This is a genomic window from Agrobacterium genomosp. 2 str. CFBP 5494, assembly GCF_900013495.1.
GTDB classification, from domain to species: domain Bacteria; phylum Pseudomonadota; class Alphaproteobacteria; order Rhizobiales; family Rhizobiaceae; genus Agrobacterium; species Agrobacterium pusense.
Genome location: NZ_LT009719.1, coordinates 1,988,326 through 2,014,526, shown reverse-complemented (window position 1 = coordinate 2,014,526; position 26,201 = coordinate 1,988,326). Strand labels below are relative to the sequence as shown.

The 26,201-nt window shown below is 60.4% G+C and carries 25 protein-coding genes; 9 read left to right on the top strand and 16 right to left on the bottom strand.

Features of this window, described 5'->3' with window-relative positions:
* Positions 1-90 precede the first annotated feature (90 nt).
* The 7 genes from AGR2A_RS24175 to AGR2A_RS24145 all read left to right on the top strand — a co-directional run bounded on the left by AGR2A_RS24175 (position 91) and on the right by AGR2A_RS24145 (position 5,318).
* Positions 91-309, top strand: coding sequence for a hypothetical protein (locus AGR2A_RS24175; RefSeq protein WP_004444840.1), 219 nt, complete (start codon positions 91-93; stop codon positions 307-309).
* A gap of 46 nt (positions 310-355) precedes the next feature.
* On the top strand, positions 356-760 hold the full coding sequence (locus AGR2A_RS24170; protein WP_004444843.1) for a hypothetical protein: 405 nt from the start codon (positions 356-358) through the stop codon (positions 758-760).
* Positions 761-984: 224 nt separating this feature from the next.
* Positions 985-2,988: a hypothetical protein gene (locus AGR2A_RS24165; RefSeq protein WP_080823394.1), complete on the top strand. Its 2,004-nt coding sequence runs from the start codon at positions 985-987 to the stop codon at positions 2,986-2,988.
* 181 nt (positions 2,989-3,169) lie between these two features.
* Complete coding sequence (locus AGR2A_RS24160) at positions 3,170-3,658, top strand: cupin (protein ID WP_072492927.1); 489 nt, start codon at positions 3,170-3,172, stop codon at positions 3,656-3,658.
* Positions 3,659-3,838: 180 nt separating this feature from the next.
* Entirely contained in the window at positions 3,839-4,276 is a 438-nt protein-coding gene (locus AGR2A_RS24155) for a curlin (RefSeq protein WP_004444848.1), read from the top strand.
* Between the two features lie 60 nt (positions 4,277-4,336).
* Positions 4,337-4,735: a curli-like amyloid fiber formation chaperone CsgH gene (gene csgH / locus AGR2A_RS24150; protein ID WP_072492929.1), complete on the top strand. Its 399-nt coding sequence runs from the start codon at positions 4,337-4,339 to the stop codon at positions 4,733-4,735.
* A 169-nt stretch (positions 4,736-4,904) separates the two neighbouring features.
* A complete protein-coding gene (locus AGR2A_RS24145) occupies positions 4,905-5,318 on the top strand; it encodes a curlin (protein WP_072492930.1) in 414 nt (137 codons plus the stop codon).
* Positions 5,319-5,354: 36 nt separating this feature from the next.
* On the opposite strand, the gene AGR2A_RS24140 is transcribed toward AGR2A_RS24145, so the two are convergent.
* Complete coding sequence (locus tag AGR2A_RS24140) at positions 5,355-6,341, bottom strand: hypothetical protein (protein ID WP_072492931.1); 987 nt, start codon at positions 6,339-6,341, stop codon at positions 5,355-5,357.
* A gap of 246 nt (positions 6,342-6,587) precedes the next feature.
* Between AGR2A_RS24140 and AGR2A_RS24135 the strand changes: the two genes are divergently transcribed.
* Positions 6,588-7,004 (top strand): tetratricopeptide repeat protein, encoded by a 417-nt coding sequence (locus AGR2A_RS24135; protein WP_234797324.1) that lies wholly within the window; start codon positions 6,588-6,590, stop codon positions 7,002-7,004.
* Between the two features lie 73 nt (positions 7,005-7,077).
* On the opposite strand, the gene catB is transcribed toward AGR2A_RS24135, so the two are convergent.
* From catB to ampC, 6 genes are all read right to left on the bottom strand, one after another.
* Positions 7,078-7,713 carry a type B chloramphenicol O-acetyltransferase gene (gene catB / locus AGR2A_RS24130; RefSeq protein WP_034496527.1) on the bottom strand — a complete coding sequence of 212 codons (636 nt, stop codon included), beginning with the start codon at positions 7,711-7,713 and terminating at the stop codon, positions 7,078-7,080.
* 202 nt (positions 7,714-7,915) lie between these two features.
* Positions 7,916-8,098: a hypothetical protein gene (locus AGR2A_RS24125; protein ID WP_044459299.1), complete on the bottom strand. Its 183-nt coding sequence runs from the start codon at positions 8,096-8,098 to the stop codon at positions 7,916-7,918.
* A gap of 200 nt (positions 8,099-8,298) precedes the next feature.
* Positions 8,299-10,242, bottom strand: coding sequence for a methyl-accepting chemotaxis protein (locus tag AGR2A_RS24120; protein WP_004444865.1), 1,944 nt, complete (start codon positions 10,240-10,242; stop codon positions 8,299-8,301).
* A 406-nt stretch (positions 10,243-10,648) separates the two neighbouring features.
* On the bottom strand, positions 10,649-13,438 hold the full coding sequence (locus tag AGR2A_RS24115; protein WP_072492932.1) for a bifunctional aconitate hydratase 2/2-methylisocitrate dehydratase: 2,790 nt from the start codon (positions 13,436-13,438) through the stop codon (positions 10,649-10,651).
* 201 nt (positions 13,439-13,639) lie between these two features.
* Positions 13,640-14,962, bottom strand: coding sequence for a solute carrier family 23 protein (locus AGR2A_RS24110; protein WP_072492933.1), 1,323 nt, complete (start codon positions 14,960-14,962; stop codon positions 13,640-13,642).
* A gap of 244 nt (positions 14,963-15,206) precedes the next feature.
* Positions 15,207-16,364, bottom strand: a complete 1,158-nt coding sequence (gene ampC / locus AGR2A_RS24105) for a class C beta-lactamase (RefSeq protein ID WP_045531736.1) — start codon at positions 16,362-16,364, stop codon at positions 15,207-15,209.
* 131 nt (positions 16,365-16,495) lie between these two features.
* Between ampC and AGR2A_RS24100 the strand changes: the two genes are divergently transcribed.
* Complete coding sequence (locus AGR2A_RS24100) at positions 16,496-17,374, top strand: LysR substrate-binding domain-containing protein (RefSeq protein ID WP_072492935.1); 879 nt, start codon at positions 16,496-16,498, stop codon at positions 17,372-17,374.
* A gap of 5 nt (positions 17,375-17,379) precedes the next feature.
* Here the strand turns inward: AGR2A_RS24100 and chrA are convergent, their stop codons facing one another.
* The 9 genes from chrA to AGR2A_RS24055 form a co-directional block, all read right to left on the bottom strand.
* Positions 17,380-18,609: a chromate efflux transporter gene (gene chrA / locus AGR2A_RS24095; RefSeq protein WP_072492936.1), complete on the bottom strand. Its 1,230-nt coding sequence runs from the start codon at positions 18,607-18,609 to the stop codon at positions 17,380-17,382.
* Between the two features lie 137 nt (positions 18,610-18,746).
* Positions 18,747-19,505, bottom strand: coding sequence for an aspartate/glutamate racemase family protein (locus tag AGR2A_RS24090; protein WP_072492937.1), 759 nt, complete (start codon positions 19,503-19,505; stop codon positions 18,747-18,749).
* A gap of 11 nt (positions 19,506-19,516) precedes the next feature.
* Positions 19,517-20,335, bottom strand: coding sequence for an ABC transporter permease (locus AGR2A_RS24085; protein ID WP_072492938.1), 819 nt, complete (start codon positions 20,333-20,335; stop codon positions 19,517-19,519).
* 2 nt (positions 20,336-20,337) lie between these two features.
* Positions 20,338-21,249, bottom strand: coding sequence for an ABC transporter permease (locus tag AGR2A_RS24080; RefSeq protein ID WP_006700567.1), 912 nt, complete (start codon positions 21,247-21,249; stop codon positions 20,338-20,340).
* 174 nt (positions 21,250-21,423) lie between these two features.
* Complete coding sequence (locus AGR2A_RS24075; RefSeq protein WP_004444880.1) at positions 21,424-22,713, bottom strand: ABC transporter substrate-binding protein; 1,290 nt, start codon at positions 22,711-22,713, stop codon at positions 21,424-21,426.
* Positions 22,714-22,743: 30 nt separating this feature from the next.
* The gene (locus AGR2A_RS24070) at positions 22,744-23,829 is read right to left on the bottom strand and encodes an ABC transporter ATP-binding protein (protein WP_072492939.1); all 1,086 of its coding nucleotides are present in this window, start codon (positions 23,827-23,829) and stop codon (positions 22,744-22,746) included.
* A 284-nt stretch (positions 23,830-24,113) separates the two neighbouring features.
* Positions 24,114-24,839 carry an amino acid ABC transporter ATP-binding protein gene (locus AGR2A_RS24065; RefSeq protein ID WP_072492940.1) on the bottom strand — a complete coding sequence of 242 codons (726 nt, stop codon included), beginning with the start codon at positions 24,837-24,839 and terminating at the stop codon, positions 24,114-24,116.
* Positions 24,817-25,476, bottom strand: a complete 660-nt coding sequence (locus AGR2A_RS24060) for an amino acid ABC transporter permease (protein ID WP_006700491.1) — start codon at positions 25,474-25,476, stop codon at positions 24,817-24,819. The genes AGR2A_RS24065 and AGR2A_RS24060 overlap by 23 nt, the downstream gene beginning before the upstream one ends.
* Positions 25,473-26,144, bottom strand: coding sequence for an amino acid ABC transporter permease (locus AGR2A_RS24055; protein ID WP_006700490.1), 672 nt, complete (start codon positions 26,142-26,144; stop codon positions 25,473-25,475). The genes AGR2A_RS24060 and AGR2A_RS24055 overlap by 4 nt, the downstream gene beginning before the upstream one ends.
* Between the last annotated feature and the right edge of the window lie 57 nt (positions 26,145-26,201).

Genomic DNA, 26,201 nt, shown 5'->3' with positions numbered 1-26,201 from the left:
AAGCCATCGAGAGTTGCAAAAAAGCAATTGACTCCCGCCGCCCGGTGGGTGAGCTTCGGCGGGAAAAAGACGGGGAAAAATCAAATCATCATGTCGCCAGAACGCTTTAACCAATGCCTGCGGGTCATTCGCTGGACGCCGATCAACATCGCCTCCGCGCTGCAATGCGAACTCTCCTGGATCGAGGCGCTTGAGGCGGGCAATGAAGAGGTTCCCGAAGGGCTGGCCACATGGCTCGAAACGCTTGCGCAAGCCCATGAGGCTCTGCCGCCGCCCTCCACCTACAGAGGCAAACGGTCAACCTTCTGACGCGGCCGGTTGTCGTCAGCCTTCACCAACGATTGGATTGTTCGAAATGAAATACCTCATAGCGGCTCTTGGCCTGATCACCTTCTCGAGCCCCGTTTTCGCGGCCTCCTGCGAGAAGAATTTCACCGTCTCCGGCGTGCCGATGGTGACGGCTGTTTCCTACAAGTCCTGGCAGGAGCTGCCGAAGGCGAAGGCGCCGGCCGTGCTTCAGAAGCTCGCCCAGGCCGTGGCGGCGGAAGGTTTTTCGGGCATCCAGATCAACAAGGCGCTTTCGTCCATCGATGCGCACCAGGAGACCAGCGGCAGCGGCAGAATTCAGACGCTGCGGGTGGTGGCCCGGCAAAAGGGTGCGGCTGTGCGGATCGACGCCGTCTTCAACATTCAGGCAGGGCAGATCGCGGACAAGAACGTGATCCGCGAGGGTATCTGCAATATCATCAATGGCGCGTGACGCGGCGGATTCCAGGCCCTGCCCACCCAAAGCTGATTGCCGGTGAGGCCGCGTCTGCCCCTTCGCCCGACGCTTGCGCTGGCGCCGCACCTGTGGTGGCCGGCATGGCGTTGACGGTCTGGATGTAGCGCGGCCTTCACGGGCGTCGATCACCTCTTGCTAAGCAACTTTTGCGTGCTTAAAAGGCGCGCAATATGATCAGTCTGTGAGAGAGGACCAACGTCGTGGAACAGGAAAACAGCCATACCGGCAAGGGTCGGCGCAGGGCGCTATGGGCGGCGGTGGCAATTATCGCCGTTGCGGCCGCAGGTGTCATCGGCGGCAAGACCTTCTACGAGGCGAAGGTGAAGGAACTGGTTGCGCGCAGCGGCGCGACTGCCGGCTCCGTGGAAGTCGATTTCCTCGGGAAAATTCATGTTCGCGATCTGACGCTGCCTCTCGAAGATGGCAAGAACCTTCGCATTGCCGCCATTGACGGTCGTCCGAAGCTGCCCTTTCTGGACGGCGCGCTGGACATGAGCAACATCGATGTGGATGTGCCCACCGGCAAGCTTTCCATGGCGCATGCCCGCATCGAGAATGCGGCGTTCGAGAAGTCCGCACAGGCGGAAGGAAACGGCGGCTCCCTGCCCCGCCGCATCGAGCGCTTCGCGGCGACGCGCATCTCCACGCCCGAGCTGACGTTGAGCCAGTCGGTCGCGACCACCGAGCAGAAGACGGTTTACAGCAACCTGGTCCTCTTCGAGATCGCAGGTGGCCGTATCGCCCGGTATTCCATCGACAAGGGCAGCTACGACATCAAGATGCAGCTTCCCGACGGCGACGGCGCGATTGAGGACAAGCATGTGGCGGTGTCGACCGGCGTTATCGCCGGTCAGGGCATCGACGTCGCTTATCTCGCGCGGCTCTATACGGAAAAGGCCGGCCCTGACGACAAGGAGGCAAAACCTCTCTATGGGCCGCTTTCCGTCAAGACGGTTTCATTTTCCGATGGCGATGGCCGTTTCAGCTATGACGAGATCCGCAGCGATGGCTTTACTGCCCGCATGCCATCCGAACCGCTGCTGGACACACTGAAGGCACTGACGGTCACCAAGGATCCCGACCAGCTTCCGCCGGAGGAACGCCAGGCGCTTTTTGCCAAGGTCGTGTCCATCCTCGACATGATCGGCAGGAGCAACATGCAGCTCATCGGCTTCAAGGCCGACGCACCGGATGAAAAAGAGGGAGCGGACGGCAAAAGGGTCAAGGCCGCCATCGACCGCATCGACATGCAGATGGACAGCCGCAAGCTCGACTTCGGCCTGAACGGTCTGTCGATCGGTGACGGCGACGGCAAGATCGAAGTGGCCGAAGCAAGCCTCAAGGGTTTCGACTGGAGTTCGACGATCGAGGGTATCTCCCAGATCATCGCGCTCGATGAAACCGAGATCGAGACCTTTCAGTTCAATCGCCTGATACCGGAACTTGGCCGGGTGCGCGTCGGCGGCATCAACGTCGATATTGCCGCGCCGAAAGAGCCGGAGGAAGAACCCACCGGCACGCCGGAACGCATCAGGTTCACGCTCAAGAATTTCGAGATGGGGCTGACCAAGCCCTTCAACGGCATTCCGACCGATATAGAGATCAGGCAGGACGACCTCACACTTCCGATCCCGGCAGACGCGACGGAGGACGTTTTCGTGGAGGCCCGCAAGCTGGGTCTCGAGACGCTGGCTTTCTCCTATGGCCTTTCCGCAGGCTGGGACGAGCCGAACAGCAATCTGGTGATCCGCGACATCTCGCTCAGCAGCAGGGATTTCGGCAGCGTCAATCTTGCCGGACTGGTCAGCGGCTTTACGGAGGAGTTCTTCTCCTTCGACGTCAATCGCGCGCAGGCGGCGCTTTTCGGGCTTGCCGGCCGTGAGGTGAAGCTCACCGTCAAGGACGAAGGCTTGATGGCCAAGGCGATCAAGCTCTATGCCCTGCAGAACGACATGACCGAGGATCAGGTGCGCGGCACGCTGACGCTGGTGGCGAGTGTGATGCTGCAGCAGGTGGCGGCGGAGCAGCCGAAGCTGCAAGGCGCGGTGGAGGCGCTGGTGCGCTTCATCAGCACACCTGGAACCCTGACTGTCACAGTCAAATCCACGGGCGTCAATGGCCTCGGGGTCTTCGACCTGGTTGCGGCTTCCGACAATCCGATGGGTCTTCTCGACAAGGTCGATATTCAGGCGACGGCCGAGTAAACCAGCCAGAAAACGTCTCAAGCCCGGTTCGCCGGGCTTGAGACCGCCGCAACCGCTGTTTTCGTCAAGACATTGCGGAACTGCCCGCTCCCCGGAGTTATTATGACCTGGGCGGCTGAAATGCGCCGCCAGATTTCGGTCCGCATTTTTCGCGGTAGAAACGGTCATGAGGAGCATCGCCATGAAAACCGAGCAACTGACCTTCGGCCCCAGCGGACAGGTCCCCAATAACCAGACCTTTCCCGTGATCATTTACCGCAATGTCGGCGCGGACTTTCATTCCGCGGATTTCGAAGCGACATTTTCCCGCAACGGATGGAGCGGCATCTGGCGCAACGGCGTTTTCGACTACCACCATTACCACAGCGGGGCACACGAGGTTCTGGGCGTCGGACGTGGCGAAGCGACCTTGCAGATCGGCGGGCCTGAGGGGCAAATTCTCGATGTTGCCCGCGGTGACTGCCTGATCCTGCCCGCCGGGACAGGCCATATGAAACTGGACTCCTCCCCGGATTTTCAAGTGGTGGGTGCTTATCCGCCCGGGCAGGAAGCCGATATTCAAACATCCTCCGCCAGCGCTGACATGCTTGAGCGGATCAGATCCCTGCCGAAGCCGCAGACCGATCCTGTGCACGGAGCTTCGGGCGGCCTGACAGATATATGGCGCTGAAGAGGCGTTTCCGGTTCCGTCAGGATACCGCATGAACGTGGAGACAAATTTCAGCGATGCCGGCGCCTATTGGCTTCGGCCAATGAACCACGACTGAATGACGCCTTCAGCCTCCGTTCCGGTGGAACGTTCTAAAACAGGGACGTTCAACCGCGGTCCATCCGCCTGAGGAGACACGTCATGATCCGGAAGTCTTTCATTGCAAGTGCACTCGTCGCTCTCGTCGGCTTCGCTGCCGCGGCACCCGCCATGGCCAATGATGTGCGCATCGAACAATATGGCTGGTCCAATTCTGCCGGCGGTGCACAGGAGGGTTACGGCAACCGGATCCGCACGTACCAGAACGGCGGCTACAACCGGATTGTCGGTCATCAATATGGCCGGCATAACCTCTCGGCTGTCGGCCAGGAGGGGCACGACAATTACGGCTCCACCTATCAGAACGGCAGCCGCAACGTGGCCGGCATCGGCCAGTTCGGTTCCAATCACACCACCATCCTCACGCAGGACGGCAACGGCAACATCGCGGCCGGTGTCCAGGTAGGTCGCGGATGCAGCGCCAATGTGAGCCAGGGCGGCAACGACAATGTCGCCGCCTTCGTGCAAGCCTGCCCTTGACCGGCCGCACGACGTGTAACCGGTCGCGCTCGAAACATCAGATCATCCGGGAGACCAGCCATGCCCCACAGCATCAGTCATAAGCGCCGCCTGGCGGCGATCCTTGCGCTGGCACTGCTTCCCGCCGGCACCGTTGCGGCCATATCGACCGCACGGGAGTCGACGGCTGGAAACGTCTGCGAGATCAGGTCAACGTCGCAGGCGGGCATGGTGAACCTGGAGGCCTTTGCCGGAGCCGATGTCACTGCCGGCGGGACGTACGGCTTTCACGTCGAAAAATCGGGAAGCGGCGGACATTCGGTGATCAATCAGGGCGGCGACTTTGATGCCGCAGCCGGACGTCCGCAACTGCTGAGCGCGGTAACGCTCGATGCGAAGGGAGCCCGCTATAAGGCGGTGCTCGATATGGTTATCGATGGCCGGAGCTTCACCTGCACAAAGCAGGTTGATGGCGACTAAGCCAAGACATGCCCGTAAATTATCCCCGTGAAGGGCGCCGCTTCAGGCGCCCTTTTCTTTCGATGCTGCCGAGCGACTGAACAACGTGTGAACGGGCAGTTCCGATCAGGTTCAGCTGCGAAATGCGATGTTCGATCATCGGCAAGGCGCTGACGGATGGAGATCAAGAATGACGCGCAACATATTGAAACTCATGACTGTTACCCTGCTCGTCGGGGGCCTCGCACCTCTTGGTTCTCCGGCACCGGCCCACGCCGGCGGTCGCATCTCCTTCGATCTCGCACCCGGCAATGCCGCCGATGGCGACCTGCTTTCGACGGGCCTCCGCGCCTATTCGCTCTACCGTGGCGTGAAGGACGCCGATATCCGCCAGCTCGGCCGCGGCAACGCCGCCGGCATTGCCCAGAACGGCGGCGGCAATCTCGGCTTTATCCGGCAACGGGGCGTCGGCCACTCCGCGACGTTGCAGCAGAACGGCAACAACAATGCCTATGGCATTTTTCAGTACGGCCGCAACACGGATACCAACGTCGTGCAGGACGGCAATAACGGCAGCGGCCTGACCTTCAGCTACGGCTGGTAGGGCAAGGCGGGACACCTGCAGGTCTTCGCCGCAGGCTCAATTCGCAAGAACCTCGCCATCCCTGCTCTGAACGATATCCGGCGATGGAACCGGCGGAGCACCGGGATCGGGCAGAGGCGGAATTATCAGCCATGCGTCTGGGTAGTCATTGCGAAGATGGCGGGGATTATAACGAATATTGGTTCCAGCGGGATGGTAAAGCGTTCCAAGAGCGGCATCTTTTGACAGAGTGCCTCTGCTGATTTCGTGGAGCTTTCGCTCGCCGTTCAAGGCAAGCGTTACCTCTGAAAGATCGAAGTCATCGATGTGAATGGTCTGCCCAGTCGGTATATCGAGAACCCATCTGTCGGAATCGACAAAGCCATCGGTGTAAACATTGCCGGTGGAGGCCCGCAGGGAGGTGCCTTTCGGCAGGCTGATACCGTCAACGACATTGCCATCGGCGAGAATGCATTTGCTGAAGGTAGAGATGCTGCCATCAGCCATGAGATCGAACTCCACGGGCTGCGTTGCATCACAACGCCAGTCGCTCTGCGTGGTCACGCCAATACCGGTTATCCGCATGTCGCCTGGGGTGAAACCGATCGTTTCGTAATTTTCATTGGTTTTTATCGCGATATAACGGGCGATCTCAACGGCGTCGATATCCGCGATCCGCACCGGATGCGGAAACACGGCCCTATCGAAGGCCTCCTTGTTGTCGGCAATGGCCAGTTCGAGCTTCGTACCCTTGGGCATATCTATCCCGCCCAGACGTGCGGGTTCCAGAAGTTCCGGCTGATAACGTATTGCTCTCTCCCTGTCGTAAGCGCTCATCTCCAGATAAAATTCACCGAACCGAAAAAGCGTGAAAAGCGCAACCGCGGTCACCAGCCCGTAAGACAGGATCATCGGGCGCTTCCAGCGCCCGCCCATGTATCGAACCAACAGCCATAGTGACCAGACGGCCCACACAAGGGTCGTGATGAGAAAGAAGGCAAGGAGAAGCAACGCTTCGACGGAGGGCAATGCGACGGGGATCATGCAAACCCATAATTCTGGGGAATCGTGTCCATTCTTTAGGGACATCCGTGCTTTAACCCACAGGCTGTGGTCATTTCAACTCGGCGATGGCGAGAGATGCGACGTATCCTGACGGAGGGCGCGCGTCGTCATTGGACGCGTTCGCATGAGGGCCCATGCAGGAAGAGCGCGCCAAATACCGCTTGACCTCAACTGCGCTTGAGATCGTACCGATACATGGTGTTTCACCATTGCTCCGGGACAACGATGATAACAAAACTCATGAAGATGCTGGAAGATGGGAGGGACAGCCCCCTTCTGCGCTTTTCAATCGCGAAGGCTCTGGCGGCAGCGGGGCAGTTCGAAAATGCAGCGCATCACCTGCAGGAGGCTATCCGGCAGGATCCCGACTATTCGGCGGTATGGGCAGAACTCGGCGAATGCCGTGCACGGTTGGGAGACAATGACGGCGCGATTACGGCGTGGGTCGAAGGAATGTCGGTCGCCGTCAGGCGAGGAGACAGATGGAAGTCCGGCTCCGGCGTCTGCGATCACGCACCGCGCGACCTCATTCGGCGGCCTGATCACTATGAAATCCGCCGTGATGTCTCCACAGGATGGATTTGCAGGATGATACGGAGCTGTCTTGGTCGTTCATCCGGGGCTGACTACACCGCTTACTGACGGCGACGCTGACCCACATGTCCGGCCCTCGGAAAGGCCCGGCCCGCCTCGATGAGACGGGCTGGCCGTTCGTTTACGGCTGGGAGCTATCCGACCGCCAGAACCGATAAAGCTCCGCAACATTGCCGCTGGTCATGAGTGGCATCGCGGCTTTCAGCCGGTCCGCCGGCCAATCCCACCACTTCATCTCCAGAAGCAGCTCGATCGAGTCGTCGTCGAAACGCTTGCGGATCGTTTTCGCGGGATTGCCACCGACGATAGCGTAAGGTTCGACATCTTTCGTCACCAGCGCACGCGTTCCAATCACGGCGCCGTCGCCTATGGTAATACCGGGCATGATGACAGCTTCCGAGCCTATCCAGACATCATTGCCGATGACTGTGTCGCCGGACGGCAGATAGCCGTTTGCGGCATTCTCGAATTCCGGCACTTCGGGCATGAAGAAGAAGGGAAAGGTGCTGATCCACTCATTGCGATGGCCCTGATTGCCCGCCATGATGAAGGCTGCGCCCGAACCTATCGAGCAGAAGCTCCCCACGACCAGCCTGTCCGCGCCCTCATCCGGTAACAGATAACGGGCACAGTCTTCAAAGCTGTGGCCGTGATAATAGCCGGAATAATAGCTGTATTTTCCGACCAGGAGGTTTGGGTTCTTTACCTGCTTGTCGAGCGTGATGCCCCGGAACGGGCTTTCGAAATAGTTTTCCATTGAGTAATCTCACTGCATGTCTTCGCTTCGCTTGCCTTGCGGCAAGCCGACACCAGGCGAAAAGCCGGCTGGCTTCTCGTCCGATGCTCCTCGCGCTGCGGCGGGAGCTAGATGCAGGTGGTACTCGATGCTTTGATCATGGCTCCCTGTTACCGCAAAACGAGCCAAAGGCAAAGTGCCGCCACACGACAACCTTCAAGGATCAGGAAGCAATGGCCAGAATGAGCGCGATCATAAGCAGCATGGGGCCCATCCACTTGAAGTGACGCGCCACCGGCGGCCGGTGGGCAGGATTTCCCGACAGGGACAGATATCCGAACCCCACCAGCGTCATCCAGAGGCCGACGCAGAACATGATGAATTCATCAATATAGGCTGCGATCATGTCTTCCCCTCCCAGGCACCGCCCAATGGCGGCAAACCTTACCAGCATGACGACGAATGGCAACGAGTAGCCACGGCGCAGTGGCAGGCTGATCCGTCCCGAAAAGCAGAACACCGGGCTCAGGCTAAAAACCCGACCCCGGTGCCCCTGTCTGGAATAGTGCTTTCAGCGCCATGGAGGGCGTGAAGGCAGAGTGGGTATCAGAACTCCTCCCAATTATCCGTTGTCGTATTCAGTGCCGCGTTGCCGGAGAACGCCGCCCTGATCCGGCCGCCAAGGGCGCGGGCCGGTGAGGTCGCCGGTCTGTCGGCCGACGAAGCGGTTCGCACGGGCGCGGAAGCCTCGCTGTAACCGGCTTCAGACAGCTTGAACTGGGCGATCAGCCGGTTGAGCGACGACGCCTCGCGTGCGAGCCCGTGGCTTGCCGCGGTGCTCTCCTCCACCATTGCGGCGTTCTTCTGGGTGTCCTGGTCCATCTGGTTCACGGCCGTATTGATCTGCTGGAGACCGGAGGACTGTTCCTGTGCCGATTCCGCAATCGCCGCCACGTGGCGGTTGATCTCCTGCACTTCCGTGACGATCAGTTCCAATGCCTTGCCGGTCTCTCCGACGAGCTGCACGCCTTGCTGGACCTGACCGTTCGAGGTCGTGATCAGGTTCTTGATCTCCTTGGCGGCGCCTGCGGAACGCTGCGCCAGTTCGCGAACCTCCTGCGCGACAACGGCGAAGCCCTTGCCCGCCTCGCCCGCACGGGCAGCCTCCACCCCGGCATTCAGTGCCAGAAGGTTGGTCTGGAAGGCAATCTCATCGATAACGCCGATAATATTGGAAATCTCATTCGCGGATGTCGCGATCTGTTCCATCGCGGCAACGGCCTTCTGCACGACGTCTCCGGATCTTTCGGCGCCGATCTTCGCGCGGCTGACGAGGTGTCCCGCTTCCTGCGCCCGTTTGGTCGAATCCTTCACCGTCGTGGTGATCTCTTCCAGCGCCGCAGCGGTTTCCTCTACCGCCGCAGCCTGCTGCTCCGTCCGTTTCGCCAGATCGTCGGCCGCTGCGCGGATTTCGTTTGCGCCGGAATCGATGCCACGGGCATTCTGCGCCACCTGGTTGAGCGTCGACTGCAGCTGTTCCGCGGCCCTGTTGAAGTCGCCGCGAATACCGTCCAGGCTCGGCACAAACGGCTGCGCTATGCGGTAAGTGACATCGCCTTCGGCGATCTTCGAAAGCGCGGTGGCAAGATTGTTGACCGCGAACTGAACGTCGGCGGCTTCCTGCGCCTTCTGTTTCTCCCGCTCGATCCGATCCTTTTCGGACATGGACCGGTTCGCGTCCGTTTCAGCCTCGAGCCGCAGGCGCTCCACTGCGCTTTCGCGGAACGCTTGAACGGTTGCGGCCATCTGGCCAACTTCATCCTTGCGATCCATGCCGACGATTTCGCTTGCAGTATCCCCCGCCGCCAGCGCTTCCATGCGGGCGCGAAGGCGTGCAATCGGCGTGGTAATGCCGCGGGACGAGATGAGCAGGCCAAGCGCGATCACGGCCAGAGACATGAGTGCGAGTGTGACAACACCCGTCCAGATCGTCGTATTCGTGCTTGCGGTAAGGCGCTCCCGGCCCTCATTCATGACCTGGATGAGCTGTTCGTTACCCGCACTGATTTTCGGCGAAACCTCGGTGATTTTCCGCAGGACGTTAAGCGCCATCTGCTGGGCTTCGGCCCGCTGTCCTGCCTGCATGAGGGAAATGACCTGATTGCCGATTTCCTCGACTTCGACGACACCCTTGAGGATGTCCCGCGCGGCGTCCGTGCGGGCCGGCACGAGTTCCATGATCTTGTTCTGGCGTTCCTCGAGCTGCTTGCGATCTGCCCTGAAGGTCTTTACGGCCGCTTCGAAATCGCTGCTGGCCGGATCGTTGAGGCTGGCGCGAAGCATCTGCATGCCGAGCGCATTGAGATTTCCGCTTGTTCTGGCGTTCAGCACCGCAGCAAGGGCCTCGTGGCCGATGAAATCACTATAGACATTATCGGTGCTTTTATATTGCAGGCTGACATAGCTTATGCCGGAAAGCGACATCAGGCTCATCAGCGAGATGACAAAAACGACCTTCGTTTTTATCTTGGTATTCTTCAGGAATGACATGAACGGCCTCAAGGCAAGCGCTCCTCCTGCCGCCGCACGGGTGGCCGGGGGAACCATATGATGAAACATCGCGGGTAGCTGTTGCCCCTCCTCATAGGGCGACAAGCGGGTGCCTTTTTCGAACCGCAGGGCAGGTCGTGACGGGTCCGCTTGTTCTACCGGCTCCACCGATAAAACCTTGGAACCTGCGTATTTTAGATTTCACAAAACAACTAAACGAAGTGTTACCCTTGCCATGCAAGTGCTGACAATTCGGCATGCCGCAAACGGCTATTGTCTTGATAATGCTCAAGGCCCGGCGGGCCAGCGACAAGGGCCAATACAAAAAGGGCAGCGGGAATATCTCCCCGCCGCCCTCTTTCATTCACCGCACCCTCCCGCATCCAGATGCAGGCGGTATTGCGGATTAATAATGCACCGACTGGGAATCGATCGGCGTCGTCTTCGGCGGAGCGAACTTCGTCAGATCGATGCCCTCGACGGCGGAACGATACTCCTCGATGCTCGGCGTACGGCCGAGAATGGCGGACAGCACCACGACCGGGGTCGAGGCCAGAAGCGATTCACCCTTCTTTTCGGCACTGTCTTCAACGACGCGGCCCTGGAAGAGACGAGTCGAAGTTGCCAGAACCGTGTCACCCTTCGCTGCCTTTTCCTGGTTGCCCATGCACAGGTTGCAGCCCGGGCGTTCCAGATAGAGGATGTTTTCGTATTCGGTCCGGTTCGTTGTCTTCGGGTTGATGTCATCGAATTCGAAGCCGGAATATTTCTGGAGGATTTCCCAATCCCCTTCCGCCTTCAGCTCGTCGATGATGTTGTAGGTCGGCGCGGCAACGACGAGCGGCGCCTTGAATTCGACCTTGCCTTCGGTCTTTTCGATGTTGCGCAGCATCTGCGCGACGATCTTCACGTCGCCCTTATGCACCATGCACGAGCCGACGAAGCCGAGATCGACCTTCTTGGTGGCGCCATAATAGGAAACCGGACGGATCGTATCGTGCGTGTAGCGTCTCGAAACGTCGTTGTTGTTGACGTCCGGGTCGGCGATCATCGGTTCGTTGATGACATCGAGATCGACGACGACTTCAGCGAAATATTTCGCATTCGCGTCAGGCTTCAATGCTGGAACTTCACCGGAACGGATTTCCGCAATGCGCTGATCCGCCTTCGCAATCAGGCCTTTAAGCGTCTGTGCGGCGTTGTCCATGCCCTTGTCGATCATGATCTGGATGCGCGACTTGGCGATCTCCAGCGACTCGATCAGCGTTTCGTCTTCGGAAATGCAGATCGACGCCTTGGCCTTCATCTCGGCCGTCCAGTCGGTGAAGGTGAAAGCCTGGTCGGCAAGCAGCGTTCCGAGATGGACTTCGATGATACGGCCCTGGAACACGTTGTCGCCGTGCTGCTGCAGCATCTGCGCCTGCGTCGCGTGCACCACGTCGCGGAAGTCCATGTAGGGCTGCATCGTTCCCTTGAAGGTGACCTTGACCGATTGCGGGATCGGCATGGTCGCCTCGCCCGTGGCGAGCGCCAAAGCGACGGTGCCGGAGTCCGCACCAAAGGCGACGCCCTTGGACATGCGGGTGTGGCTGTCGCCGCCGATGATGATTGCCCGGTCATCAACGGTGATGTCGTTCAGCACCTTGTGGATCACGTCCGTCATGGAGTGATAGACGCCCTTCGGATCACGGCCGGTGATGACGCCGAAATTGTGCATGAAGGCCATGAGCTTCGGCGTGTTGGCCTGAGCCTTCTTGTCCCAGACGGACGCCGTGTGGCAGCCGGACTGATAGGCCCCGTCCACCAGCGGCGAAATGACGGTGGCCGCCATCGCTTCCAGTTCCTGCGCGGTCATCAGGCCGGTCGTATCCTGCGAACCGACGATGTTGACCTTGACGCGAACGTCGGAGCCGGCGTGCAGCACCTTGCCAGGCGTCACGCCAACGGCGTTGCGGTTGAAGATCTTCTCGACGGCGGTGAGGCCCTGGCCTTCGATCGAAATTTCCTTGTTCGGTGCAAAGACAGGGTTCGCCTCGACGCCAAGCGTTTCAGCGGCAAAAGTCTGGAGCTTCTTGCCGAAGACGATGGCATAGGAGCTCCCAGCCTTCATGAATTCCATCTTCTGGGGTGTGAAGGACGAAGCGAGGTCGACCAGCTCGGTGCCGTTTTCGTCCCGCAGCTTGCGATTCTTGGCGTCGATCTTGAGGACCGTGCCGGTCTCGACCGAATATTTCTGCTCAAGGATGGGGTTGCCGTCATTGTTGAGGATCGGCTTGCCGTCTTCGCCGAGCTTCTTCACCCAGTTCTTCAGATTGATGCCGATGCCACCCGTCACGTCGACGGTGGTGGCGAAAATCGGCGAAATGCCGTTGGTGCCCGCAACGATGGGGGCATAGTTGACGAAGGGCACGTAGGGGCTGGCCTGCTTGCCGGTCCACAGCGCCACGTTATTGACGCCCGACATGCGCGAGGAGCCAACGCCCATCGTGCCCTTTTCGGCGATCATCATCACCCGCTTGTCGGGGTGCTGCTTCTGCAGCGCGACGATTTGCGCCTGCGCTTCCGGCGAGATCATACACTGGCCGTGCAGCTGGCGGTCGGAGCGCGAATGCGCCTGATTGCCCGGCGACAGGAGGTCGGTCGAAATATCGCCTTCGGCGGCGATGAAGGTGACGACCTTGATCTCGTCCTCGACATCGGGAAGCTTGGTGAAGAACTCGGCCCTGGCGTAGCTTTCAAGCACGTCCCGGGCAATCGCATTGCCGGCCTTGTAGGCATCCCGCAGGCGGAACATGTCGGCATCGTAAAGGAAGACCTGGGTCTTGAGCACTTCACCCGCCTTGGTGGCGATTGCGGCATCGTTGCCGAGCGCGATGTCGAGCAGCACCTTGATCGACGGGCCGCCCTTCATGTGCGACAGCAGCTCCAGCGCGAAGGTCGGGGTAATCTCGGGGACGATGACGTCGCCGAGGATGATCTGCTTCAGAAACGCAGCCTTCACACCGGCGGCGCTCGTGGTTCCCGGCAATGTGTTATAAATGAAAAACTTCAGGGCATCGGCGCGGTGTTCGCTGCCTGCATCCTTGATCAGCTCGATGATTTCGGCGGTCAACGCACCGTCATCGATCGGCTTGGGCGCAAGTCCCTGTGGTTCTCTGCTTTTGATTTCAGCCAGGTAATCCAAGTAAAGGTTCATCGCAATCCCAACGTCATGATGTCTATGGAGCCGAACACAGCGCCACCAAACGGTAGTGCTGGTCGCCCCCGGGTTTCTGTCGGTTTCGACTACGCCAACCGGGGGCCGCTGACAAGATGTCGCATGCCTGTAAGCGCGGGGATGCGCGATATTTCGCCCATCCCACATCTTCGCCGCCAGGCAGCGCCGGCACTCCCCGCCCTATCGTCCCTGCGCCGGCTTGCCGAGGCCGAGCAGATGATAAAAGGCGATGGCGCCGATTGTCGCCGTGCCGATGCCATCAAGCGTGAATCCGCCCACATTCAGCTTGAAATTACCTGCCCCCAGAACAAGGGCGATACCCACCGTGATGAGGTTGCGTGGCTCGGAAAAGTCGACCTTGTTTTCCACCCAAATGCGCCCGGCGGTTGCCGCGATGAGGCCGAAGACGACGACGGACAGGCCGCCGATGACCGGCCCGGGTATCGTCTGTATCAGCGCGCCGAATTTCGGCGAAAAGCCGAGGAGGATGGCCACCAAAGCCGCGACAATGAAAACGAGCGTCGAGAAGATGCGGGTTATCGCCATGACGCCCATGTTCTCTGCATAGGTGGTCATGCCGGTTCCGCCAAAGGCGCCGGAGAAGATGGTCGCGATGCCGTCGCCGATAAAGGCCCGACCGAGGTAGGGATCGAGGTTCCTGCCGGTCATCGCGCCGATCGCCTTGATGTGCCCGAGATTTTCCGCAACGAGGATGACGACGACCGGAGCTATCAGTGCGATTGCCGATGCGGAAAAGACCGGCGTGGTGAAGGTTGGCAATCCGAACCAGGCTGCGGCGGCGACGCCTGAAAAATCAACCGGTTTGCCGAGGCCGAGACCGTTCGCCACCACGAGATAAGCGAGATAGGCGATCGCGCCGCCGATGAGGATCGGCAAGCGCCGCGCCATTCCGGGCGCATAGACGGCAATCGCACCGACCGAGGTGACCGTCAGAATGGCAATCCATCGCGACAGCTGGTCGCCATCGGGATTGCCAGGGCCGGAGCCGGAGGCGCTGGCTATCGCGATGGGCGCGAGCACGAGGCCGATGGCAGCGACGATGGCCCCCGTCAGGACCGGCGGCATCAGCCGCTCGATCCAGTTGTGACCGGCAATCATGACGATCACGCCAATCAGTGCATAAAGCACGCCCGCAGCGATGATGCCGCCGAGCGCAAGCGCGATATTCGGGCTTGCCGCGCCCGCCGCCGCCCCGGTCGCCACCAGAACGGGGCCGATGAAGGCGAAGGATGAACCAAGATAGCTCGGCACGCGACCGCCAACGGCGATGAAGAAGATCAGCGTGGAAATACCGGAAAACAGGATCGATACATTCGGATCGAAGCCCATGATCAGCGGCGCGAGAACCGTGGAGCCGAACATGGCCACGACGTGCTGCAACCCGAGCACCGCGGTCTGCCCGGCGGGCAATCGCTCATCCGGCATGATGCGCCCTTCGGTTTTCAATCGCCAGCGAGGAAAATAACCACCCGTGTCGCTCATCGTCGTCCCCCACGAACCGCCCGGCGCGAGACTGACGGTTTTTCCGTCGCAGATCGCAGCCGCGCAAAAAGAGTTGCCTTTTGATGATAAGCGCGGTCGGCCGAGATCGAATCGGTGGCCGGCGTATCTTTTCTCCGGTAGCGCGATTGGTTCTCGCTGTCATCCGGGCGGCGGGATCGAAATGCGTTTGGCGCCGGCGGGAGTGCGTCCCGCGCCGGCACGGCAAGGAAGCATCGAGCGGATATCAGTCCGCCTTGTCGACAGCCGTCAAAATCTCAACGGCCGCCGTGACACGATCCTCATTGGGATAGTTTTTGTTGGCCAGTATGACGATGCCGAGTTTCCGTTGAGGGATGAAGGCGACATAGGCGCCAAAACCATTGGTGGAACCCGTCTTGTTGACGAAGACATCCTGTCCGGGCTTCAGGGGCGGCGCGATTTCCTGCACCGGAACGGTTTTGAGAAGAGCGCCGGAATTGGACTGGACAAGCGTCTTCAAGGCGACAGGCCGGGCATATTGCTCCCAGACGAGATCCTGCGTCATGGCGCCGACCGCGAAATAACCGGTATGGGTGCTTGCGATCGCCTGCCGGATCTTGCCGTCCAGCTTTTCAAGCCCCAGATTCGCGTTGACGAAGCGGATCATGTCTGTCGCCGTCGATCTGACGCCATAGGCTTCCGAAGAGAGAATGCCCGGCGTCAGGCGGGCCGGCTCGTCGTTTCGCGTGTAGCCCTGTGCATAATTGGCCAACTTCGCCTGGGGAACGACCGTGAACGTGTCCTTCAGGCCGAGCGCGGGAAAGAGCGTGTCCTGCATGGCGGCGTCGTAGCCCTGCCCCATCGCCTTTGCCGTGATGTAGCCGAGCATGCCGATGCTGGGATTGGCGTAGGTCCTGTGCGTTCCGGCACCGTAAGAAGGCTTCCAGCTCTTGAGATAAGCCAGCAGCTGCGTTTCCGTTTTGACATTGTCAGGCACCTGTAGCGGAAAGCCGCCTGCGGTGTGGGTGCCGAGATGCGTCAATGTAACGTCACCGAAAGCGGTGCCCTTCATGCCCGGAAGATAATCCCTGACCCTGCCGGACAGCGACAAATGCCCGTTCGCCTCGGCGTAGGTCGCAAGGGTAGCCGTGAATGTCTTGCTGATGGAGCCGAGTTCGAACAGCGTTTCAGCCGTCACCGGCTGGCCGGTGCTTTTTGACATCACGCCGTAAGTGAAGATGTAACTCTCTCCATCGACGCTGATGCCGACCGCAAGCCCGGGTATGCCGTTCTTTTCCATGATGGGCTTGATCGCCGCATCCGTTATCGCCTTCAGCCTCGCCTCGTCGGCGGCCAGAGCCGGCGTGAGGAGGATCGCCGAAAGCATGGCCGTCCATACGATATGTCTGCGGTGAAAATTCATCTGTCGCGTCTCCAAAACCTCAGGTGGATATCAGGCGTTTCCCCAGCCAGCGCTAAAGACGTTTAGCCGCCCTACATTGCACGAACAAATCATGATATCTCGGAGGAGACACAAGAAAATGTAGGTCTCGAATGGTCCGTCAATTTCTTCCCCTGAACGGTTTGCGCGCGTTCGAAGCTTCCGCGCGGCATCTGAGCTTTACCCGCGCGGCGATCGAACTATGCGTGACGCAGGCCGCTGTGAGCCAGCAGGTCAAGGGACTGGAAAAGCGGCTGGGCGTCGCGCTTTTTCAACGTCTCCCGCGCGGCCTGAAGATAACTGCGGAAGGCGAAGCCCTGCTGCCGACGGTGACCAGTTCCTTCGACCAGATGGCAACGACGCTTGACCGCATCGAGGCCGGGCAGGTGCGCGAACTGCTGTTTCTCGGCGTTGTCGGCACCTTCGCGGTCGGCTGGCTGCTGCCGCGCCTGCAGGCGTTTCAGAAGCGCCACCCCTTTATTGACGTCAGGGTTTCCACCAACAACAACCGGGTGGATATGGCGGCAGAGGGGCTCGATTTTGCCATCCGTTTCGGTCAGGGCTCGTGGCACGGCACGGATGCGTTTCGTCTCTTTGACGCGCCGCTTTCGTCGCTGTGCACGCCGAAACTGGCGGAAACGCTGAAAGCGCCGGCCGACCTGATGGAAGCGACATTGCTGCGCAGTTACCGCGCCGATGAATGGAGCAGCTGGTTTGCGGCGGCGGGCGTCACGCCGGCCGCACAGGTCAATGCCGGCATTGTCTTCGACACGTCGCTCGGGATGATGGAGGCCGCCCTGCAAGGGCTCGGTGTCGCGCTGGCGCCGCCGTCGATGTTTTCACGGCATCTGGCTTCCGGAGCGGTCGTCCAACCTTTTCCCGTCACCATATCGCTCGGTAGCTATTGGTTGACCCGGCTGCAATCGAAACCGCCGACCCCAGCCATGCAGGTCTTTTCCGACTGGCTGTTCGACAGCATCGGCACTGCCTGAAGCCTTTACACGAGGGCGAGCGCCATGCCGCCGGCCGCGCAAAGAAGAACGACGACCCATGGCGGCGCTTTCCAGACCGTCAGCAGGATGAAACCCGCAAGCGCCAGTGCAAAATCCCTGGGGGTGAAGACGGCGCTGGTCCAGACGGGATCATAAAGCGCCGCGCCCAATATGCCGACCACCGCGGCATTGGCGCCGCGCATGGCCGCCTGCGCCAGAGGATGCCGGCGAAAGCCCTCCCAGAAAGGAAGTGCGCCGACGAGAAGCAACATGCCGGGCAGGAAGATGGCAACGAGAGCGATGGCTGCGCCCGCCACGCCGTTCGGCTGAGGGCCCGCCACCGCGCCGAGATAAGCAGCAAAAGTAAAGAGCGGACCGGGCACGGCCTGCGTTGCGCCATAGCCGGCAATGAAGGCATCCCTGGTGACCCAGCCCGAGGCGACGACTTCGGATTGCAGCAGAGGCAACACCACGTGGCCGCCGCCGAAGACCAGCGCGCCGGCCCGATAGAAGGCGTCAAACAAGGAGAGCCCCTGCCAGGCCGCGCCCGCCGCGAAAACCGGCAGCAGAACGAGAAGAAGGGCGAAAGCCGCAAGCGAAACATATCCCACGCGTTTGGACACGCGGAAGGCAAGATGGCTGGTCGACCCCGCCGAGGCGGCGCGGCAGAAGACCAGCCCGGCGAGCGCTCCGGCGCAAAGCGCCAGGATTTGCCCGAAAGCGCCGGCGATGAATACGACACAGACGATGGCGGCCATCGCGATGGTCGCGCGCTCACGATCCGGTGAGAGGCTTTTTGCCATTCCCCATACCGCCTGGGCGACCACGGCAACAGCGACGATCTTCAATCCATGCAGCAGTCCGGTGCCGACGGGGCCTTCGATGGATGCGGCGACCATTGCGAACGCGACGAGAAGAATGGCAGATGGCAGCGTAAACGCCGTCCAGGCGGCCAGCGCCCCGAGCGGCCCCGCCCTCAGCAGCCCGAGCGCAAAGCCCACCTGGCTGGAAGCGGGACCGGGCAGAAACTGGCAGAGCGCCACGAGGTCCGCATAACCGGCTTCATCGACCCATTTGCGCCGGACGACCAGCTCATCGCGAAAATAACCGAGATGAGCGATGGGGCCGCCAAAGGACGTGACCCCGAGCTTCAAAAAGGCCGCGAAAACTTCGCCGGGCGTTCCGATTTTGTGACGCGCGGTGTCGTTCGAAATCGTGGGTGTCGAGGAATTCAACGATAGCTCCCTAAGCGTATGGCGGCTGCGCATACACATCGTCCGCACTGAAACGCCGAGGGTATCAGACACTATTACGACAGGGATATGAAGGGCCTTGCGAAATCAGCACCGTGTGAACCGGACCGGGAAACGTCTCAGCCGCCCTCCGGCATCCCGCCGCTCCTGCCCGGCTGAAACATGTCCAGCAATCCGCGATAGGGCTTGGGGACCGGCGTGGCATAAGCGCCGCGCTTGGCGGTGGAGAGCCCCATGGATACCAGTGCTTCCGCCTGTTTGACGGCTGCTGCGACGCCGTCGATGACAGGGACGCCGAATTCGGCGCGGAGTTCCGCCGTCAGGTCGGCCATGCCGGCGCAGCCGAGCACGATCGCCTCGGCACGATCCTGCCTCAGCGCCAGGGAGATTTCCTCCCGCAGCCTTTCGCGTGCATTCGAACCCGCCTCTTCCAGCGACAGTACCGGAATGTCGGCGGCGCGGACATTGCAGCGGGAAGACATGCCATAGCGCTGGACGAGATGTTCGAGCGGCAGCCGGGACCGTTCCATCGTCGTGACGATGGTGAATTTCTGCGCGATGAAGGCCGTGGCAGAAACCGCCGCCTCACAGATGCCGATGACGGGAATATCTGCAAGAGCCCGGGCCGCATCAAGCCCGGTATCATCGAAACAGGCGATGATCGCCGCGTCGACGCGCAGCGCCGGAGCCTTGGCAAGCTCCAGCAGAAGGCCAGGCACCGCGAATACCTCGTCGTAATAACCCTCGATGGAGACAGGCCCCATGGAAGAGGTGACGGCGAGGATTTCCGTATCGCGGCCCGCCACCCGTGTCGCGGCGTCGGCGATGGTCGCGGTCATGGACTGCGTGGTATTGGGATTGATGACGAGAATGCGCATCTTGGGTTTCTTCATCCGCGCGAATGGCGTCGATTGAGTGTGACGATCAGGCCGAGCGTGGCCGCGATCACCAGGAAGGAAAACAGGGTGGTAACGGCGCCGAGCGCATAAAGCACAGGGGTCGTGACATTGGTGGTCATGCCGTAGATTTCCAGCGGTAACGTGTTGTAGGTGCCAGACGTCATCAGCGTGCGGGCGAACTCGTCGTAGGAAAGCGTGAACCCGAAGAGGCCGACACCGATCAGGCTCGGCGCGATCATCGGCACCACCACATGGGCGAAGGTCTGCCATGAGGACGCACCGAGATCGCGCGCCGCCTCCTCATAGGACGGCGAAAACCGGTTGAAGACGGCGAGCATGATGAGAACGCCGAAGGGCAACGTCCAGGTCAGATGCGCGCCAAAAGCTGATGTATACCATGAAGGTTCAAGCCCAAGCTGCTGAAACAAAACACCAATGCCAAGGGATATGATGATGGAAGGCACCACCAGGCTGGCGACCGACAGATAAAACAGCGGCGTCGCGCCGATGAATCTGCGACGGAAGGCCAGGCCTGCCAGCAAAGAGACGAGCACGGTTACTACCATGACCATCAGGCCGAGAGCGAAGGAACGGCGGAACGATCCGCCGAAATCGCCGACTGCCTGCTGTTCGAAGAGATTGCCGAACCAGTGCAGCGAGACGCCGTTCAGCGGGAACGTCAGGCCTCCGTTCGGCCCCTGGAAGGCGAGGATGAGGATGGCCGACAACGGGCCGTAAAGAAACAGCACGAAGAGGGCGAAAAAGAAAGCGAGGATATAGAATTCGCGGCCGCGTTTTTCCTGGTGCATGATCAAAGCTCCTTGCGGATATCGACGATGCGCAGGATGCCCGCGACCATCAGGAGAACGAGAACGAGCAGGATGACGGCATTGGCGGCAGCGGCCGGATATTGCAGCAGCGACATCTGGTTCTTCATCATCAGCGCCACCGAGGCGCTCTGGCCGCCCGACATGACCTGAACCGTGGAAAAATCGGCCATGACCAGCGTGACAACGAAGATGCTACCGATCGCCATGCCGGGTTTTGCGAGCGGGATGATGACATTGGTGAGCGTCTGCCAGCCGGTCGCACCAGCGTCGCGCGCCGCCTCGATCAAGGATTTGTCGATGCGCATCAGCGTGTTGAAGATCGGCGTGACCATGAACAGCGTATAGAGATGCACCATGGCCAGCACCACGGCGAAATCGGAATAGAGCAGCCATTCGATCGGCTCGGGGATGATGCCGGTGCCGACCAGCGCGCTGTTGACGAGACCGTTTCGCCCCAGAACGGGTATCCACGAAATCATGCGGATGATGTTGGACGTCAGGAAGGGCACGGTGCAGACAAGGAACAGCACCATCTGCATGGTGGTGGTGCGGATGTGAAAGGCGAGGAAATAAGCCACCCAGAAACCGCAGAACAGCGTGATGGCCCAGACCATCGCTGCATATTTCAGCGTATTTAGATAGGTCTGCCAGGTGACCCACGATCCCAGTGTCTCGCTGTAATTGAAGGTTACGAAATCAGGATACATCTGGGCGAAATCGTAATCCCAGAAGCTGACGACGGCGATCATCAGGATCGGCAGAGCCAGGAAAAAGCCGAGGATCAGCAAAAGCGGGGCAGCCTGCACATAGGAGACGAGTTTTTGCGGCAGCGCGAAGCTGCGGGGCGGTCTGTCCTTCTTGTCGCTGACGCCGATGAGTCTGACCGTCACCATGGGGAGCCTTTCTGTGGATTTGCAGAAGTGCCGGCGGCATTGCCGCCAGCGGGCACGTTGGAAGGTCCGCCACACCCTCGACGTCATCCTCGGGCTTGACCCGAGGATGACGTCGAGAGGTGGGTGCCTGTCGCAATTGACCGGCGGCACTTGCCGCCGGTCGTCCTGAAAGCATCACGCCGCGATGAACTCGTTCCAGCGGCGGACCATGTAGCGGTCTTCGTCCATGACCGAGTTCCAGCACGCCACCTTGCCCATGCGCTCCTCGAAGGAACCGCCATCGCGCACGGCACCGGCCTTTTCCATGACCTTGCCGTCTGGCGCGATGATATCGCCTTGAGCCGCCTTGCCCTCGACCCAGTAACCCCACTCGTCGGCGGTCATGTGCTCCTTCGCGGTTTCCATGGCGGCGGAGTAATAACCCTGACGGTTGAGGTAGGCGCCGACCCAGCCCGAGGTGTACCAGTTGATATATTCATAGGCTGCATCGAGCTTCGCACCGGACAGATGCTTGGCGAGACCGAGACCGCCGCCCCAGGAGCGATAGCCTTCCTTCAGCGGCTGGTATTTACAGGCGATGCCCTTCGAGCGGACCGCGGCAACGGCCGGTGACCACATGGACTGGATGATGACTTCGCCCGAGGCCATGAGGTTGACGCTTTCGTCGAAGCTCTTCCAGAAGGCGCGGAACTGGCCGTCTTTCTTGGCCTTGATGAGGAAATCGATGGTCTTGTCGATTTCCGCCTTGGTCATGTTGCCCTTGTCGGCATATTTGATGTTGCCCATGGCTTCCATGATCATCGCCGCGTCCATGATGCCGATGGACGGGATATTGAGGATGGAGGTCTTGCCCTTGAACTTGGGGTCCATGATATCGGCCCAGCTGGTGATATCGCGGCCGACGAGATCGGGGCGGATGCCGAGCGTATCGGCATTGTAGATGGTCGGAACCATGGTGAAATAATCGGTCTCACCCTTGGCAAATGTCTTGTCGCCGGGCTTCTCGACGTACCCGACCGTGTGCGGCGCAGTGCCCTGCGCGACCACGCTGTCAGGCTTCAGCTTGCCGTTTTTGAACAGCGGCACGATCTTGTCGTAATATTTGAGCTTCTTGATTTCCATCGGCTGGATGACGCCGGCCGGATAGACCTTCTTCAGGATCCAGTATTCGATATCGGCGATATCGTAGGAGTTCGGCTGGGTGACGGCGCGCTGGGCAGCGGCGTCGGAATCCGTCGCCGTCATCTCAAGCGTGATGCCGAGGTCCGCCTTGCACTTTTCGGCAATGGCGTTGAGGTTGGAGACGCCGGTGCCGAACTGGCGGATGGTGATGGGGTTCTGCGCCCAGATGGTCGGGAAGCCGGTGATGAGGCCGGAGCCGATCGCCGCACCCGTGGCAGCCGCGCCCGCTTTCAGGAGGCCGCGGCGGGACAGGCCCTTCTTGCTGCTGGTGGTATCGGTCATTTCAAAGTTCTCCTCTGGTTATTTTTGGTGTCACTTCTCTACCCGGCCGAGCACGATGGCATCGGCCGCATTCCATGAAAGCGGTATGGCGTCGCCGGTCCTGACCGGGTTTTCGAAAAAGGCGGCGTCGCTGAGGATGACGTTGAAATCCTCCATGCCGGCGCCGGTCACGGCAATCTTCACGGTGGCGCCGCGATACTCGACATTGGAGACGATGCCCGTGAAACCGAGACCGGGTTGATCGGTCTCACCCACACGCACCCGATCGGTGCGAACGGCGATATCGACCGCCCCGTCATCCGGCGCCGCGCCTGTCGCGGTAAATGTGCCGCCGCCTGCGACTTCAAGCGTCACCAGCTCGCCGGATCTTTCCCTGAATCGTCCGGAAATGACATTGTGGTCGCCCATGAAGAGGGCGACGAAAGCGGTCGCCGGTCGCTCGAAAACCTCACGCGGGGTCGCCGCCTGCTCGATCCGGCCGTCATTCATGACGACGATGATATCGGCCAGTGCCATCGCCTCTTCCTGACTGTGGGTGACGTGGACGAAGGTGATGCCGAGTGAAGTCTGCAGCTTCTTCAGCTCTGCGCGCATGCGGATCTTGAGGAAGGGATCGAGCGCCGAAAGCGGCTCGTCCAGCAACAGCGCCTCGGGATCGGTAATGAGCGCGCGCGCCAGCGCCACGCGCTGCTGCTGCCCGCCGGAAAGCTGGGCCGGGCGGCGGCCGGCATAAGGCTCGAGCTGCATCAGGCGCAGCATGTCCAGCGCCTTTGTGCGCCGGGTCTCCCTGTCCACGCCCTTCATCTTGAGGCTGAAGGCGACATTATCGATGAGATCGAGATGCGGAAACAGCGCATAGGACTGGAACATCATCGCCGTGCCGCGCCGGGCGGGCGGCAGATCGGTCACGACGGTGTTGCCAAGCCTGACATCGCCGCTGGAAATGCTCTCGTGACCAGCGATCATCCTGAGCGTCGAGGTCTTGCCGCAGCCCGACGGGCCGAGCAGGCAGCAGTAGCTCCCGGCCGGTATCTTCAGGCTTATCGCATGCACGGCGGTGGTGTTGCCGTAAATCTTGGATACGGAAGCGATGTCAATTGCGGCGGCTTTGCTCATAAACACTCTCCTGCGACACTTCTATCCATGCAGGAGGCGTGCCAATCGGCTTTCTCATTGATGCAAAAGGATAATTTAAAAGAGGAGAAACACAGGGTGGGAAGAGTGCCCAAATTTACAGCGATTGTTTTCGATGCGATGGAAAAATTGTATGCAATCTTGGCGACTAATTGATTGCGCGCCGCTGGTTCACATGGCGCATGAACGCGCAAGTCGCAGCGCGAAGCCTGCGGCGCACGGGCCACTGCGCACGCCGTTCTGCAGGCGTGCGCAGCCATGGAATGTTAGAGCACACCGAGGAACTGCCTGAGTTCCGGTGTGCGGGGGTTAGCGAAAACTTCTTCCGGCGGGCCGATCTCGTGTACCCGTCCCTGATGCATGAAGACGACGCGCGAGCAGACGTCACGGGCGAACTTCATTTCATGCGTCACCATCAGAAGTGTCATGCCCTCCCTGGCAAGCTCACGCACGACAGCGAGCACCTCCGACACCAGTTCCGGGTCAAGCGCGGACGTGATTTCATCACACAGAAGCGCGATGGGCTGCATGGCAAGCGCGCGGGCGATGGCCACACGCTGCTGCTGACCGCCGGAGAGCTGGTCCGGATAAGCGTCGAACTTGTGCGCCAGACCGACACGCTCCAGCATCCTGCGCGCCATCGCCTCGGCCTCGGGCGCCGCCAGCTTCTTCACCACCATCTGCGACAGCATCACATTGCCACCGGCAGTCAGATGCGGGAAGAGATTGAACTGCTGGAAAATCATGCCCACCTTTAATCTGAGGGCCTTCAGATGCAGCTCGTCATCAAGCAGCTGGGCGCCCGCCACCTGAATGGAGCCGCCGCTGATCGTCTCAAGACCGTTGATACAGCGTAGCAGCGTCGATTTTCCCGAACCGCTTTTCCCGATGATCGCGATCACCTCTCCGGGCTCGACATCCAGGTTGATGCCCTTTAGCACCTCGTTGTCGCCAAAGCTCTTGTGGACTTCAGTGATTTCGATGAGCGACATTGAGCTTCCTTTCGAGAAACTGGCTGGATTTCGACAGCGGCCAGCAGAGGGCGAAATAGATGAGCGCCACCAGCCCGTATACCGTGAAAGGCTGGAAGGTCGCGTTGGTGACGATCGTGCCGGCCTTGGACAGTTCGACGAAACCGATAATGGAGGTGAGCGCGGTGCCTTTGATCACCTGGACGGAAAAACCGACTGTCGGTGGAATGGCGATCTTCATCGCCTGGGGCAGGATGACGTAACGCATCTGCTGCAGGCGGCCCATGGCAAGGCTTGCCGAGGCTTCCCATTGCCCCTTTGCGATCGACTCTACACAGCCGCGCCAAATTTCCGCCAGAAACGCAGCAGTCCACAGAATGAGCGCCACGCCTGCGGCAAGCCAGGCTGGAACATCGATTCCGAAGAGGCCGAGGCCGAAAAAGGCGATGAAAAGCTGCATCAGGAGCGGCGTGCCCTGAAAGACTTCGATGTAGATGCGGGCAAGACGGCTCAAGGCCGGACGCGAACTGATGCGCAGCCACAGAAGCGCGAGGCCGACCAGGCCTCCGCCAGCGAAGGAAACCAGCGACAACAGCAGCGTCCAGCGCGTGGCAAGCAACAGGTTGCGCAGAATATCCCAGAAGGTGAATTCCATCATCGCACCAGCCTCCGCGGAAAAAGGAAGCCGCCCAGCGCCAGCATGCCCTGCCGCAGCAGGATCGCGAGCAGCAGGTAGATCACCGTCGAAACAATATAGGCCTCGAAGGCGCGGAAGGTGCGCGACTGAATGAAGTTGGCCGCAAACGTCAGGTCTTCCACCGCGATCTGCGAGACAACCGCCGACCCGAGCATGACGATGACAACCTGCGACGTGAGCGCTGGCCAGATGCGCTGCAGCGATGGCCGGAGCACCACGTGGCGGAAGGTTTCGAAGCGCGTCATCGCAAGGCTTGCCCCCGCCTCGAACTGGCCTTTCGGTGTTGCCTGGATGCCGGCGCGAATGATCTCGCAGCTATAGGCGCCGAGATTGACGATCATCGCCAGATTGGCGGCGGTCAGCTCCGAAAGCTTGAAACCAAGCGACGGCAGGCCGAAAAAGATAAAAAACAGCTGGATGAGGAAAGGCGTATTGCGGATGAGTTCGACGTAACCGCCGACGATGGGCCTTAGCCAGGAGGGGCCAAGCGCACGGGCCCAGGCGCAGGCGGTGCCGAGCGACACGCCGATAACGCCGCCCACCAGCGTCAGCTGGCTGGTGATGGCAATACCCTTGGCAATCTGCGGCCAATATTCGCCGAGCCACAGGAAATCAAATTGATAGCTCAAGAAAAGTCCCCTTGCGCCGGTGGTGAGAAAGCCGTCCCGGGGAACCGGGACGACGGG